The sequence below is a fragment of the Paraburkholderia terricola genome (assembly GCF_900142195.1).
GTDB lineage: Bacteria > Pseudomonadota > Gammaproteobacteria > Burkholderiales > Burkholderiaceae > Paraburkholderia > Paraburkholderia terricola.
Genome location: NZ_FRAB01000012.1, coordinates 1 through 13974, shown reverse-complemented (window position 1 = coordinate 13974; position 13974 = coordinate 1). Strand labels below are relative to the sequence as shown.

General features: G+C 65.6%; 10 protein-coding genes. 7 read left to right on the top strand and 3 right to left on the bottom strand.

The window, feature by feature from the left end; genetic code table 11:
* The first annotated feature begins 5 nt into the window (after positions 1 to 5).
* Positions 6 to 767, top strand: a complete 762-nt coding sequence (locus tag BUE39_RS12655; RefSeq protein ID WP_073429018.1) for a CoxG family protein — start codon at positions 6 to 8, stop codon at positions 765 to 767.
* 290 nt (positions 768 to 1057) lie between these two features.
* Here BUE39_RS12655 and BUE39_RS12650 read toward each other — a convergent pair whose 3' ends face one another.
* Positions 1058 to 2053, bottom strand: a complete 996-nt coding sequence (locus tag BUE39_RS12650; RefSeq protein ID WP_073429017.1) for a helix-turn-helix domain-containing protein — start codon at positions 2051 to 2053, stop codon at positions 1058 to 1060.
* Between the two features lie 198 nt (positions 2054 to 2251).
* On the opposite strand from BUE39_RS12650, the gene BUE39_RS12645 reads away from it, so the two are divergent.
* A complete protein-coding gene (locus BUE39_RS12645; RefSeq protein WP_073429016.1) occupies positions 2252 to 2884 on the top strand; it encodes a cysteine hydrolase family protein in 633 nt (210 codons plus the stop codon).
* A gap of 13 nt (positions 2885 to 2897) precedes the next feature.
* Here BUE39_RS12645 and BUE39_RS12640 read toward each other — a convergent pair whose 3' ends face one another.
* Positions 2898 to 3566, bottom strand: coding sequence for a TetR family transcriptional regulator (locus BUE39_RS12640; protein WP_073429015.1), 669 nt, complete (start codon positions 3564 to 3566; stop codon positions 2898 to 2900).
* 427 nt (positions 3567 to 3993) lie between these two features.
* On the opposite strand from BUE39_RS12640, the gene BUE39_RS12635 reads away from it, so the two are divergent.
* From BUE39_RS12635 to BUE39_RS12625, 3 genes are read left to right on the top strand one after another with little or no spacing between them, the layout of a single operon-like run.
* A complete protein-coding gene (locus BUE39_RS12635) occupies positions 3994 to 5226 on the top strand; it encodes an efflux RND transporter periplasmic adaptor subunit (RefSeq protein WP_073429014.1) in 1233 nt (410 codons plus the stop codon).
* Positions 5227 to 5244: 18 nt separating this feature from the next.
* A complete protein-coding gene (locus BUE39_RS12630) occupies positions 5245 to 8445 on the top strand; it encodes an efflux RND transporter permease subunit (protein WP_073429013.1) in 3201 nt (1066 codons plus the stop codon).
* 1 nt (position 8446) lies between these two features.
* Positions 8447 to 9997, top strand: a complete 1551-nt coding sequence (locus BUE39_RS12625) for an efflux transporter outer membrane subunit (protein ID WP_073429012.1) — start codon at positions 8447 to 8449, stop codon at positions 9995 to 9997.
* 190 nt (positions 9998 to 10187) lie between these two features.
* Here the strand turns inward: BUE39_RS12625 and BUE39_RS12620 are convergent, their stop codons facing one another.
* Positions 10188 to 11597, bottom strand: a complete 1410-nt coding sequence (locus tag BUE39_RS12620; protein ID WP_073429011.1) for a nucleobase:cation symporter-2 family protein — start codon at positions 11595 to 11597, stop codon at positions 10188 to 10190.
* A 425-nt stretch (positions 11598 to 12022) separates the two neighbouring features.
* On the opposite strand from BUE39_RS12620, the gene BUE39_RS12615 reads away from it, so the two are divergent.
* Together BUE39_RS12615 and BUE39_RS12610 are read left to right on the top strand one after the other, a co-directional pair.
* Positions 12023 to 13468, top strand: a complete 1446-nt coding sequence (locus tag BUE39_RS12615; RefSeq protein ID WP_073429010.1) for a xylulokinase — start codon at positions 12023 to 12025, stop codon at positions 13466 to 13468.
* Positions 13469 to 13693: 225 nt separating this feature from the next.
* Positions 13694 to 13974: alcohol dehydrogenase catalytic domain-containing protein (locus BUE39_RS12610; protein ID WP_159442563.1), on the top strand; the 281-nt coding region annotated here is incomplete at its 3' end.

The window sequence follows — 13974 nt, the reverse complement described above, 5'->3', positions numbered from 1 at the left end:
CTGCCATGGAAGTGAACGACGCGTTACGGATTCCGCTTGCGCCGTCCGATGTCTGGGACGCGTTGCAGGACCTCGCCTTGCTGCGCGCCAGCCTCGACAACTGCGAGTCGTTCACGCGCTTCGCCCACGGCGAATACGCGCTCACCCTGACCGTACCGCTCGGCCCGCTGCGCGCGCGTTACGAAGCGCGCGCCCACGTGGCCGGCCAGGATTCCGGGCCGGCGGATGCCGAGCACCGCACCATCAACTTCAAGGCGCGAGCCGAAGGTGTCGGCGCGTTGCGCGGACAGATCGAAGTGCGCTTGCGCGGCGAAGACAGCGCGCACGGCGCAAGCGGCGAGCGGGGTACGCGGATCGACTACACGATCTGGGCAACCTCCTCGGGACCGCTTGCCGAACTGCCCACGCGTCAGTTGGAAAACGCGCTGCATCAGCTTGCCGATGATTTTTTCGAAGAATTCGCCGCGGTCGTGCGAGCCAAGCATGGACAAGGGCCGAACCGCGCGCGCGGTTCGGCGGTGCGCCGTCAGCATGTGTTCCTGCGGCCGATCACGCTCGGCAGCGTGGCGCGGCGCACGCGCGCCGATCATGGCAACGCGTTGCCCGGGCGGGCGGCGGGCGCGGCGCATGGGGCGTCGCACGGTGTGTCGCCTGGGGTCTCGCATCCCGAGCCCAGTCCGCATGCGGTGCCGAACTGGGCCTGGGCCGTGATGATTTTTCTGGTGGCGCTGTTGTTGTATGTCGCGCGCTGGATCAGCGAGCATTGATCGGTTGGCGTGGCCTTGCTTCGTTGACTTACGTCCGCCGCGCGTGTCGCCGCTGTCGCGCCGGCGCGACTACGAAATCCCGGTGAGCCACTACGAAACGGCGTTGGCGCTCGCATGAGCGTCGCCGTTGAGCGCTTTCGATCGCTTCCGCCGTTGCTCGGGGTGCGCGGCCCCGCGTGCGTCCGCGTGCGCTCGGCATGTCTACTGGCGTACGTCTTTGGTCCGCGCCGCTGGTCAGCGTCCTTTTACGAGCGGTCGAACGCTCGTGCCCGCGTTCAACATTCACACGCTCAAACCCCACGAAACTCCCGCCGCCATGCGGACGGCGAAGTGCGAAACGCCTGCGCGAAATGCTGCCGCAGCGAAGCCGTCGAGCCGAACCCCGCAATGGCCGCGATCCGTTCCACCGACTCGTCGGTGCTCTCGAGCAACTGCTGCGCGCGCGCAAGCCGCTGCGCCAGCAACCATGCGCCGACGGTCGTGCCGGTGGCGAGCCGGAAGCGTCGCGTGAAAGTGCGGCGGCTCATCAATGCGCGTTCGGCGAGCGTGTCGAGCGTATGCGGCGCATCCAGATTTCCGCTGACCCAATCGAGCAGGCCCGCTAGGCGGTCGCCGCGCAGGTTCGGCGGCATGGGCTGCTGAACGTATTGCGCCTGGCCGCCTTGCCGATGCGGCGGCACCACCAGCCGACGCGCCACGTAGTTCGCCGCCCGCGCGCCGCACATCTTGCGCAGCACGTGCAAACAGCAGTCGAGACCCGCCGCCGTGCCGGCCGAGGTCAGCACGTTGCCGTCGTCGACATAAAGCACGTCCGGGTCGAGCCGCACCCGCGGATAGCGGCGCGCGAAGTCGTCGGCCCACGCCCAGTGAGTGGAGGCCGGCCGTTCGTCGAGGATGCCGGCGGCGGCCAGCACGAATGCGCCCAGACAGAGCCCGACCAGTTGCGCGCCGCGCGCATGGGCGGCGCGCAGTGCGTCGAGCAGCGCGGCGGGCGGCGGCTCGTCCGGATCGCGCCAGCTCGGCACGATGATCGTGTGGGCGTCGGCGAGCGCCGCCAGTCCGTGCGTGACGGCGATCGTGAAGCCGGCCGTGGTGGTCAGCGTGCCGCTTTCGGCGGCGCAGACGCGAAAGTCGAAATCGGGAAGATCGCCGCCGCTGCGCTCTTCGCCGAATACGACGCAGGGCACCGAAAGATGGAAAGGACTGATGCGGTCGAACGCGGTCACCGCGATGACATGTGGGGACGCGCCGTCGTCCATTGCGGCAGGCAGAGCCGGTGTAGCCATCCGTCACCTCGTGAATTCAACGATGGCCCGATTCTAGCGACTATTGTCGTGCGGGCCGCTGTCGGGAAAACGGCGGCGGGCGAACAATGCAGTCATCGCCCGCTGCCCGAAGGCTGGATCGGAAATCGAGCAAGGCCGACGACCGGCCGGGGCAGAAGCGAGCCACCCCCCACTTATCGAACAGGAAGGAGTCTTGCCATGACCACACCGCGCCGCGCGCTGATCGTCATCGACGTACAGAACGAATACGTAAGCGGCAATCTGCCGATCGAATACCCGGACGTGCAAAGCTCGCTCGCCAACATCGGACGCGCGATGGATGCGGCACGCGCCGCCGGCGTGCCGGTGGTGGTGGTGCAAAACCTTGCGCCCGCCAGCTCGCCGCTGTTCGCGCGCGGCACCGAGGGCGCGGACCTGCATCCGGTAGTGAGTTCGCGCGCTCACGATCACTATCTGGAGAAGTCGTTGCCGAGCGCGTTCACCGGAACGGATCTGGCCGACTGGCTTGCCGATCAGCGGATCGACACGCTGACCGTGGCCGGCTACATGACCCATAACTGCGACGCGTCGACCATCAATCATGCGGTTCACGCGGGGCTGGCGGTCGAATTCCTGCACGACGCGACGGGTTCCGTGCCGTATGAGAACAGCGCGGGTTTTGCCAGCGCAGAGGACATTCACCGTGTATTCAGCGTGGTGCTGCACTCGCGCTTCGCGGCGGTGGCCAGCACGGACGAGTGGATCGCCGCGGTGACGAACGGGATACCCCTCGAGCGCGGCAATATCCATGCTTCGAATCAGAAGGCGCGGGCCAGCCGGGCTGCCGCGTAGAACGACGACAGCGCTAGACGGCCGGCCTGCCGGCCGGCCGCTGCGCATAGCCCTTGCGCAACGCGGGGCTCAGCCGCAGCGTGTCGAACATACCCTCGACCATCTGTTGCGCGTGCTTGCCGAAATCGGTGGCGTCCGGCAACAGCAGCATGTCGCGCAGCGAGCCGCCGACGAACGCGTGCACCATCGACGCCGCCGTGGTGACATCGAGGTCGGCCGGCATTTGCCCTTTGGAGATGGCGTTGCGCAGGCCGCCCTCGATGCTGTTGAGCCCCTCGCGCATGGTGGCCTGATAGCGGATCATCACCGGGCCCATTTCCTCCACCAGTTCGCACTTGAGAAACAGGATGTCGAACACGCGCCTGCGCCGCGGATCGTTGGCGGTGTCGCGCAGACACACCGTGCAGATTTCCATCAGGCGCCCTAGCGGATCGGGTTCATTGGGGTTTTGCGAGGCGGCCTTGAGTTCGTCGAGCGGCAGCAGCACGCGGTCGAACATCTCGGTAAACAGATCGCTTTTGTGCGCGAAGTGCCAGTAGATCGCGCCGCGCGTGACGCCGGCCGCCTGCGCGATGTCGGCGAGCGAAGTGCGCGACACGCCCTTCTCGAAGAAGACCTGTTCGGCCGCGTCGAGGATGCTGCTGCGCGTCTCCAGCGCCTCTTCCTTGGTTCTTCTGGCCATACGGTATAACCTGCCGTAATCATGGGGTTTTCCCGAGCGTTTTGAAGTGCGCCCGGTGACAATCCGTCTGCTGACAAGCAAATTTTGAACCGATCTTGCAGGTCCCCGCCCTGCGAGAAGGGAAACGTACTTTTACATGCATTCGTGAATGTATATATAATAGCACCCCACGATCGGATAGCCCAAGCCGTGACGAGCAGTTAATATCCGTCACTGTTGCCTTTCAAAACACTTTTGCGCCGCGCTTCTCCGGGCGGCTTCGTGCGGCAATTCCCAGGTATGGCGCATTTCGCCCAAGGTGTCCCGCAGGTTCGGCTTGCACCCCCGGGCTTCCGGTCTAGCGTCGCGAGACGCCTGTGTGCGCTGCCGTCCCCGGGGTAGGGATGCGCGCACTTTTTCATTCTCAGTCTTTGACAGAGGTCGCTCCATGCGCGTCGAACGGATTCCATTCCGCCTAATCAGTGCCGCGACGGCTGCCGTATTGCTGGCAGCGTGCGGACCAAAACAATCTGCCCCGCCGCCACAAACGCCCGAAGTCGGGGTCGTCACCGTCCAGCCGACGGCCGTGCCCGTCGTCACCGAACTGCCCGGCCGCACCAGTGCCTTCCTCGTCGCGCAAGTGCGCGCGCGGGTCGACGGCATCGTGCTGCGCCGCGAGTTCACGGAAGGCAGCCAGGTCAAGGCGGGTCAGCGTCTGTACAAGATCGATCCGGCGCCGTACATCGCGACCTTGAACAACGCGAAGGCGGCGCTTGCGAAGGCGCAGGCCAACCTCGCATCCACCACCGCGCAGGCCAACCGCTACAAGGTGCTGGTCGCCGCCAATGCGGTCAGCAAGCAGGACTACGACAACGCGGTGGCCGCGCAAGGCCAGGCCGCGGCGGACGTCGCCGCGGGCAAGGCGGCGGTCGACACGGCGCAGATCAACCTCGGCTATACCGACGTGACCTCGCCCGTGACCGGCCAGATCGGCGTGTCGCAAGTCACGCCGGGCGCCTATGTGCAGGCGAGCGCCGCCACGCTGATGGCAACCGTTCAGCAACTCGATCCGGTCTACGTTGACTTGACGCAGTCGAGCCTCGACGGACTGAAGCTGCGCCGCGAAATGCAGGAAGGGCGCCTGAAGACGAGCGGCCCGGAGGCCGCCAAGGTCTCGCTCATTCTCGAAGACGGCCGCACCTATTCGGAAAAGGGCAAGCTGCAGTTCACCGACGTCACGGTCGATCAGGGCACCGGTTCGGTCACCGTGCGCGCGATCTTCAAGAACGCGGACAAGGTGCTGCTGCCGGGCATGTTCGTGCGCGCGAAGATCGAGGAAGGCGTCAACGAAAACGCGCTCCTCGTGCCGCAGATCGGCGTGACGCATGACCAGAAGGGCCAGCCCACCGCGCTGGTGGTCGGCCAGGACAACAAGGTCAGCCTGCGTCAGCTCGTCACCACCGGTACGTACGGTTCGAACTGGGTGGTCGAAAGCGGCCTGAATCCGGGTGACCGCGTGATCGTCCAGGGTACCGAGAAGGTGCGCCCCGGCGCGCCGGTCAAGGCCATCGCCGCGCAACTTCCCGCCACCCCCGCTTCCGGCGCCGCAGCTCAGAGCGCGCCGGCCGCCAGCGGTGCTGCCCAGACGGCTCAACCTGCCTCTGCTGCATCGGGCGCGTAATAACAGGGAGCCCGCCTCATGGCAAAGTTCTTTATCGATCGCCCGATTTTTGCATGGGTGATCGCCATCATTCTGATGCTCGCGGGTATCGCGTCGGTGTTCACACTGCCGATCGCGCAATACCCGACCATCGCGCCGCCGGCCGTGCAGATCAGCGCATCGTACCCGGGCGCATCGGCGAAAACGGTGGAAAACACCGTCACGCAGGTGATCGAGCAGCAGATGAGTGGTCTCGACCACTTGCTGTATCTGTCGTCCACGTCGGACGACTCGGGTACGGCCACCATCACGCTGACGTTCGCGGCCGGCACCAATCCCGACATCGCGCAGGTGCAGGTGCAGAACAAGCTGCAGCTCGCCACGCCGCTGTTGCCGCAGGCCGTGCAGCAGTTGGGCACCAAGGTCACCAAATCGAGCAGCAGCTTCCTGCTGGTGCTCGCGTTCGTGTCCGAAGACGGCAGCATGAACAGGTACGACCTGGCGAACTACGTCGCGTCGAACATTCAGGATCCGATCAGCCGTATCGACGGCGTGGGCACGGTGACGCTGTTCGGCTCGCAGTACGCAATTCGGATTTGGCTCGACGCGAACAAGCTGACCAACTTCGGCTTGACGCCGGTGGACGTGCAATCGGCCTTGCAAGCGCAGAACGTGCAGGTCGCGGGCGGCTCGCTCGGCGGCACGCCGTCGGTGCCGGGCCAGGTGCTGCAGGCCACCATCACGGAAGCCACGCTGCTCAATACGCCCGAACAGTTCGGCAACGTGCTGCTGAAGGTCAATCCTGACGGCTCGCAAGTCCGTATCAAGGACGTGGCGCGCATCGAACTCGGCGGCGAGAACTACAACTTCGACACCAAGTACAACGGCCAGCCGACGGCGGGCTTCGGTATTCAGCTCGCCACCGGCGCGAACGCGCTGGCCACTGCCAAGGCGGTGCGCGCGAAGGTCGACGAACTGTCGAAGTACTTCCCGCACGGCCTCGTCGTGAAGTACCCGTACGACACCACGCCGTTCGTGCGCCTGTCGATCGAGGAAGTGGTCAAGACGCTGCTCGAAGGTATCGTGCTGGTGTTCCTGGTCATGTACCTGTTCCTGCAGAACCTGCGGGCCACGCTGATCCCGACGATCGCCGTGCCGGTGGTGCTGCTCGGCACCTTCGCGGTCATGGGGCTGGTGGGCTTCTCGATCAACACGCTGTCCATGTTCGGGCTCGTGCTGGCGATCGGCTTGCTGGTGGACGACGCGATCGTGGTGGTGGAAAACGTCGAGCGGGTCATGGCCGAGGAGGGCTTGTCGCCTCGCGAGGCCACCCGCAAGGCGATGGACCAGATTACCGGCGCGCTGGTCGGCGTGGCGCTCGTGCTGTCGGCGGTGTTCGTGCCGGTGGCGTTCTCGGGCGGCTCGGTCGGCGCGATTTACCGGCAGTTCTCGCTGACGATCGTGGCGGCGATGGTGCTCTCCGTGCTGGTCGCGTTGATTCTCACGCCGGCCTTGTGCGCGACGATTCTCAAGCCGATTCCGCAAGGGCATCACGAGGAGAAGAAGGGCTTCTTCGGCTGGTTCAACCGCACCTTCGACAAGAGCCGCGACAAGTATCACTCGGGCGTGCACCACGTGATCAAGCGCTCGGGCCGCTGGCTCATCATCTATATGGTGGTGATCTTCGCGGTCGGCCTGCTGTTCGTGAAGTTGCCGAAGTCGTTCCTGCCCGACGAAGACCAGGGCACGATGTTCGTGCTCGTGCAAACGCCGTCGGGCTCGACCCAGGAAACCACGGCGCGCGCGCTGAAGGACGTGTCCGACTACCTGCTCGACAGCGAGAAGGCCATCGTCGAATCGACCTTCACGGTGAACGGCTTCAGCTTCGCCGGCCGCGGCCAGAACGCGGGTCTCGTGTTCGTGCGGATGAAGGACTACTCGCAGCGCCAGCATGCGGACGAAAAGGTCCAGGCGCTGGTGGGACGTCTGTTCATGCACTTCGGCGGCTACAAGAACGCGCTGGTGTATCCGGTGAATCCGCCGTCGATTCCGGAACTCGGCACCGCCGCGGGCTTCGACTTCGAATTGCAGGATCGCGCGGGCGTCGGTCACGAGAAGCTGATGGAAGCGCGCGACATGCTGCTCGGCATGGCGGCGAAAGATCCGACGCTGGCTCAGGTGCGCCCGAACGGCCTGAACGATACGCCGCAGTTCAAGGTGAGCATCGACCACGAGAAGGCTGCCGCGCTCGGCGTGTCGCTGTCCGCGATCGACCAGACGTTCTCGATCGCGTGGGCCTCGCAGTACGTGAACAACTTCCTCGATATCGACGGCCGGATCAAGAAGGTGTATCTGCAGGGCGACGCACCGTTCCGCATGAAGCCGGAAGACCTGAACGCCTGGTACGTGCGCAATACCGCGGGTGGCATGGTGCCGTTCTCGTCGTTCGCGGGCGGCTCGTGGGGCTACGGTTCGCCGAAGCTCGAACGCTACAACGGTATTTCCGCGGTGGAAATCCAGGGCGCGGCGGCACCGGGCAAGTCGACCGGTCAGGCGATGACGGCGATGGAAGCTCTCGTGGCGAAGCTGCCCGCGGGTATCGGCTACGAATGGACGGGCCTGTCGTTGCAGGAGCGCCAGTCCGGTTCGCAGGCGCCGATCCTGTACGGCATCTCGATCCTCGTGGTGTTCCTGTGTCTCGCGGCGCTGTATGAAAGCTGGTCGATCCCGTTCTCGGTGATCATGGTGGTGCCGCTCGGCGTGATCGGCGCACTGCTGGCCGCCACGCTGCGCGGGCTGGAGAACGACGTGTTCTTCCAGGTGGGCTTGTTGACCACGGTGGGCTTGTCGGCGAAGAACGCGATTCTGATCGTGGAGTTCGCCCGCGAGCTGCAGCAGGGGCAAGGCATGGGGCCGATCGAAGCCGCGCTGGAAGCAGCGCGTCTGCGGCTGCGTCCGATCCTGATGACCTCGCTCGCCTTCATTCTCGGCGTGATGCCGCTCGCGATCAGCAACGGCGCGGGTTCGGCGAGCCAGCACGCCATCGGCACCGGCGTGATCGGCGGCATGTTGACGGCGACCTTCCTCGCGATTTTCATGATCCCGATGTTCTTCGTCGTGATCCGCGCGAAGTTCGGCGGCGAGAAGGAAGACCCGGATGAGGCGCTCGCACACTACAACCAGCACCATCCGCAAGGTGGCGGGTCGACGGATCAAGGCTCGGGCAAGGACGGACATTGAGATGCAAAAACACTCTTTGATTGCAGTAGCGGTCGCGTTCCTCGCCGCGGGTTGCACGATGGCGCCGAAGTACGAGCGCCCGGCCGCGCCCGTGTCGGGCGCCTTCCCGACCGGCGGCGTGTACGACACGCAGCCGGGCGCGACCCAGCCGGCCCAGACCGGCCAGCCCGGCGCGTCCGGCGCGGCGCGCAGCGCGAACGGCCAGGCTGCCGCCGACATCGGCTGGCGCGACTTCTTCGTCGATCCGCGCCTGCAGCGGCTGATCGACATCGCGCTGAAGAACAACCGCGATCTGCGCGTGTCGGTGCTGAATATCCAGGCATCGCAGGCGCAGTACCGGATTACGCGCGCGGCGCTGTTCCCGACGTTGGACGCGGCGGCGTCGCAAAGCAAGCAGCGCACGCCGAGGAATCTGTCGGTGGGCGGCCAGACGATCTCGAACACGTATTCGGTGGGTCTGAACGCGTCGTGGGAGATCGACTTTTTCGGCCGGATTCAGAGCCTGAAAGACCAGGCGTTGGCGCAGTATCTGTCCACCGCGCAAGCGCGCAAGGCGGCGGAAATTTCGCTGGTGTCGCAGGTCGCGAATCAGTACCTCACGGTGCTCGAACTCGACGATCTGCTCAAGGTCACGCAGGACACGCTCAAATCCGCGCAGGAGTCGTATCGGATCACCAAGCTGCAATTCGATAACGGCACCGGTTCGGAACTCGATTTGCGGCAATCGCAGACCGTGGTCGAGCAGGCTCTGGCCAACCTGCAGTCGCAGGCGCGTTTGCGGGCGCAGGCGGAGAACTCGCTCACGTTGCTGCTCGGCGAACCGCTGCCGGCCGACCTTCCGCCGGGCATGCCGCTCGACAACCAGAATCTCCTCACGGATATTCCGGCGGGTCTGCCGTCCGATCTGCTGACACGTCGCCCGGACATCATGGAGGCCGAGCAGAATCTGCTCGCAGCCAACGCGAACATCGGCGCGGCGCGCGCGGCGTTCTTCCCGAAGGTCTCGCTCACCGGCAGTTTCGGTACGCTGAGCCCGACGCTGGGCGGTCTGTTCAAGCCCGGTTCGGCGGCATGGAGCTTCGCGCCGTCGATTACCGTGCCGATCTTCGAGGGCGGCGAGAACAAGGCCAACCTCGATCTCGCCCACGTGCAGAAGAACATCCAGATCGCGACGTATGAAAAGGCGATCCAGACGGCCTTCCGTGAAGTGGCGGACGGGCTGGCGGCACGCGGCACCTACGATCAGCAGATTCAGGCGTTGGAGCGCAATACGTTCGCCGAACAGCGCCGGCTGGATTTGTCGAATCTGCGGTATACGAATGGTGTCGACAGCTATCTGTCGGTGTTGACCGCGCAGACCAGTCTGTATTCGGCGCAGCAGTTGCTGGTTACCGCGCGAATGGAACGTCTGCAAAACCTGGTCACGCTTTACCAGGCGCTTGGCGGTGGCTGGATCGAGCGGAACGGCGAGCCGCCGCGTCCGGCTGACGCACCGGTCGACTACGGTGCGGCGAGCGCACCGGTGGCGGCGTCGGCGGCCACGGCGGGTTAGGTCTTGTAGCAACAACAGGCTTGCGGGGCGGCTTTGTGTTTCGAGGGAAGCCGTCCTGTTCAGCCGGTAATCGAAAACGCGCGAAAACACGCGAAAACGCCACGGCATGCCGTGGCGTTTTCGTCCGTCCGCAACCTGTGAGCGACGGAAGATCCCATCGCACGGCGCAGCGCAGCGCCGCTCTCCACGCTCAGTGCAGATCCGCGGCCCGCAGCATCTCGTCGCCCGGCGCTTCATTGCCGCCGCGTCCGTCCAGATCACGGCCCGCCTGGCGAATTTCGCACTGCGCGTTCCTCTCGCTCTTCACGCCGTTGAAGATCAGGTTCAGCACGACCGCCGACACCGACGCCAGCAAAATCCCGCTATGCAGAAGCGGCGACAGCGCGGGCGGCAGCTTCGAGAAGAAGTGCGGCGAGACCACCGGCACCAGGCCCAGCCCGATACTCACCGCGACGATGAAGAGGTTGTGGTGGTTCTTCACGAAGTCGACCTTCGACAGCACCTTGATGCCGTTCGCCGCCACCATGCCGAACATCACGATGCCCGCGCCGCCGAGCACGAAGGCCGGCACGGACGCGACCACTTGCGCCATCTTCGGAAAGAGGCCCAGCAGCACCAGGATCACGCCGCCCATCGCGCAGACAAAGCGGCTCTTCACGCCGGTCACGCCGATCAGGCCGACGTTCTGCGAGAACGAGGTGTGCGGAAACGAGTTGAAGATGCCGCCGATCAGCGTGCCGAGGCCGTCCACGCGCAAGCCGCGCACGAGCGTCTTCTGATCGACCGGACGATCGACCATGTCGCCGACCGCGAGGAACATGCCGGTCGATTCGATGAAGGTGACGAACATCACGGTGACCATCGTCGCGATCGAAAGCGGATCGAAGTGCGGCAAGCCGAAGTGGAACGGCATCACGAAGCCGACCCACGGCGCGTGCGTGACGCCGTCCATGTCGACGCGGCCGAGCGCGAGCGCGATCACGAAGCCCGCGACGATGCCGAGCAGCACCGAGATATTGGCGACGAAGCCTTTGCCGAACTTGTTGATGAGCAGAATCAGCATCAGCACGACGAGCGAAAGGCCGAGATAAACCGGATTGCCGTACTCGGGATTGCCCACGCCGCCGGCCGCCCAGTTGATGCCGACTTCCATCAGCGACAGCCCGATCACCGAGATCACCACGCCGATCACCACCGGCGGGAAGAAGCGCAGCAGCTTGCCGACCGCCGGCGCGAGCAGAATGCCGACCACGCCGGCCGCGATCGTCGAGCCGAAGATGTCGAGTATGCCGAGCGAAGGATTGGTGCCGATCGCGACCATCGGACCGACGGCCGCGAACGTGCAGCCCATGATGACGGGCAGGCGGATGCCGAAGATCCATAGGCCGAGCGTCTGTATCAGCGTGGCGATGCCGCAGGAAAACAGATCGGCGCTGATCAGGAACGCGATCTGGTCCTTCGGCAGCTTGAGCGCCGCGCCGACGATGAGCGGCACCGCGACCGCGCCGGCGTACATCACCAGAACGTGCTGAATGCCGAGGGTGAGCAACTGGCCCGCGGGCAGCCGCTCGTCGCACGGATGAACCGTGTTGGCTTGCATATCGTCTGTCTCCACCGTCTCGTTTTGGGATGGCTCCAAGGTATCGGCGACGAAAAAGCACAACAAGACCGCTGGGGCCTATTCCGGCATTCCCGCTCACGATATGCGCGAGGCGCTTTTCAAAGCCGGATTCGCGGCGCGCGGCGCGTCGAGGCGCGTCCGGGCCCCTTCGCGCAGGCGCTGCGAAGCGGCCTGCCAGGTGCGCCCGAGTCGAGCGGATATATGTGAGAATCGATGCGCTGTATCCGGCTGACCGCATAGTGCGGTTTTCGTATGGCGCGTGGCGCGCCGGGGTTAACCCGCGATTCGTCTCGTCGGCTTCTTTCCTGGCGCGCTCGCGGAACCGCACGGTTCTGAGAAAAACGACGCCTTCCCCGGCAGCTTTTGCACGCTGTTCTTCATTCCAACTTGACGTTCTATCTCCCATGAGCTTTCTCGGCATCGATCTCGGCACCGGTTCCCTCAAGGCAGCGATCGTCGACGAAAACGGCCGCGAGCAGGCGGTGGCGAGCGTCGCTTATGCACTCGAAACACCCCATGCGGGTTGGGCGGAAACTTCCGTGCAGACCTGGTGGCGCGCGCTGTGCGAAGCGATGGCGCGCTTGCCTGCCGACGCGCGGCTCGACGTGCAGGCCATCGGCTTCTCCGGGCAGATGCACGGCGTCGTGCTGATCGACGCCGAGGGCGAAGCGGTGCGCCCCGCGATGCTGTGGCCCGACACGCGCGCCTTGGCCTTGCTCGATCAGTGGCGCGAGCCGCAGCCGAATCCGGTGGCGCCCGGCATGGCGGGTCCCTTGTTGTGCTGGATCGTGCGGCACGAACCGCAAGCCGCGCGCAAGACGCGCTGGGCGTTGCAACCGAAAGACTGGTTGCGCGTGGCGCTGGGCGGCGCGGTGCTCACCGATCCCTCGGACGCTTGCGCGACCGCGCTCGCCGACCCGGCCGGCGCATGGGACGACGCGCTGCTTCAGCGGCTCGGTATTCCACGTGAGTGGTTCGCGCCTTTGTCGCCGTCTTATGCCGCGGGCGGCGCGTTGTCGGCGAAGGCGGCGCAGGCGCTGGGGCTGCGTGCTGGCATCGTGCTCGCGACCGGCGCGGCGGATACACCCTGCGCGGCGTTAGGCAGCGGACTCGCGCGCGACGGCGACGCGTTGCTCACCACCGGCACCGGCGGACAAATCGTCGTGCTCGCCGAGCGGGAGCCTGTGGCGGTGAAGGGACTGCATCGCTATCGGGCGGCGAGCGATCACTGGTATCGGATGGCGGCGATGCAAAACGTCGGTATCGCGCTCGAGCGCGTGCGCGGATGGTTGTCGTACGAATGGGCGGACGCTTATCGCGATGCGTTTGGCGATGCAACCGGCGCAGCCGTCAATGCGCCTACGGGCCTAAGCTTTCTCCCCTACCTCACCGGCGAGCGCACGCCCTGGCTCAACCCCGCGGCGCGCGGCGGCTGGCTCGGCCTCGCGCTCGACCACACGCGCGGCACGATGATGCGCGCCGCTTTCGAAGGCGTCGCTTTCTCGCTGCGCGCCGGTCTCGACGCGATCCGCGCGAGCGGCGCCAGCGTGACGACGCTGAAGCTCGCGGGCGGCGGTTCCGTCGACGCGCGCTGGCGTCAATTGCTCGCCGATGCGTTGAACGTCGAGCTGCACGCGGTCGATTGCCCGAACGCGGCGCCGCGCGGCGCGGCGATTCTCGGCGGCCTCGCGAGCGGGCATTGGCATGCCGGCGATCTCGCCGCGCTCGCGCCGGGCGCCACGCGTGTCGCGGGTCCGCAAGGCGATGCGGCGCTCGCCGAACGCTACGCGCGCTTTCTCGATCTGTACGGCCGCGTGGAGACATGGTTCGACGACACCGCGCGCCGGTAACCGCGGCGATGTCAGGTACCGACAATGCTGCGGCGCACTTTGCAATACCATGACGCTTCCCGCACGTTAAGCTATGGCTCGGCAAGCCGTGCAGGGCGACTGCGCCAGCGCGAGTCCGTGAAGCGACACACGCACGGCCGCAGCTTCCGAACCGGACAACAGCGCGTCGCGAGATTTCCCCGCCGCGACGCGACTCGCATTCACAGACTCACAGGAGCATTCACGATGAAGACCAAAGCAGCAATCGCATGGAAAGCCGGCGCCCCGTTGACCATCGAGGAAGTCGATCTCGAAGGGCCGCGCGCCGGTGAAGTGCTGATCGAAGTGAAGGCGACGGGCATCTGCCACACCGACTACTACACGCTCTCCGGCGCCGATCCCGAAGGCATTTTCCCGGCGATTCTCGGCCATGAAGGCGCGGGCGTGATCGTCGATGTCGGTCCCGGCGTCGGCACGCTGAAGAAGGGCGATCACGTGATTCCGCTCTACACGCCGGAATGCCGCCA

Coding starts and splice junctions, on each gene's coding strand:
- BUE39_RS12615 (WP_073429010.1), top strand. CDS start 12,023: ATGAGCTTTCTCGGCATCGATCTCGGCACCGGTTCCCTCAAGGCAGCG.
- BUE39_RS12625 (WP_073429012.1), top strand. CDS start 8,447: ATGCAAAAACACTCTTTGATTGCAGTAGCGGTCGCGTTCCTCGCCGCG.
- BUE39_RS12620 (WP_073429011.1), bottom strand. CDS start 11,597: ATGCAAGCCAACACGGTTCATCCGTGCGACGAGCGGCTGCCCGCGGGC.
- BUE39_RS12650 (WP_073429017.1), bottom strand. CDS start 2,053: ATGGCTACACCGGCTCTGCCTGCCGCAATGGACGACGGCGCGTCCCCA.
- BUE39_RS12630 (WP_073429013.1), top strand. CDS start 5,245: ATGGCAAAGTTCTTTATCGATCGCCCGATTTTTGCATGGGTGATCGCC.
- BUE39_RS12655 (WP_073429018.1), top strand. CDS start 6: ATGGAAGTGAACGACGCGTTACGGATTCCGCTTGCGCCGTCCGATGTC.
- BUE39_RS12635 (WP_073429014.1), top strand. CDS start 3,994: ATGCGCGTCGAACGGATTCCATTCCGCCTAATCAGTGCCGCGACGGCT.
- BUE39_RS12645 (WP_073429016.1), top strand. CDS start 2,252: ATGACCACACCGCGCCGCGCGCTGATCGTCATCGACGTACAGAACGAA.
- BUE39_RS12640 (WP_073429015.1), bottom strand. CDS start 3,566: ATGGCCAGAAGAACCAAGGAAGAGGCGCTGGAGACGCGCAGCAGCATC.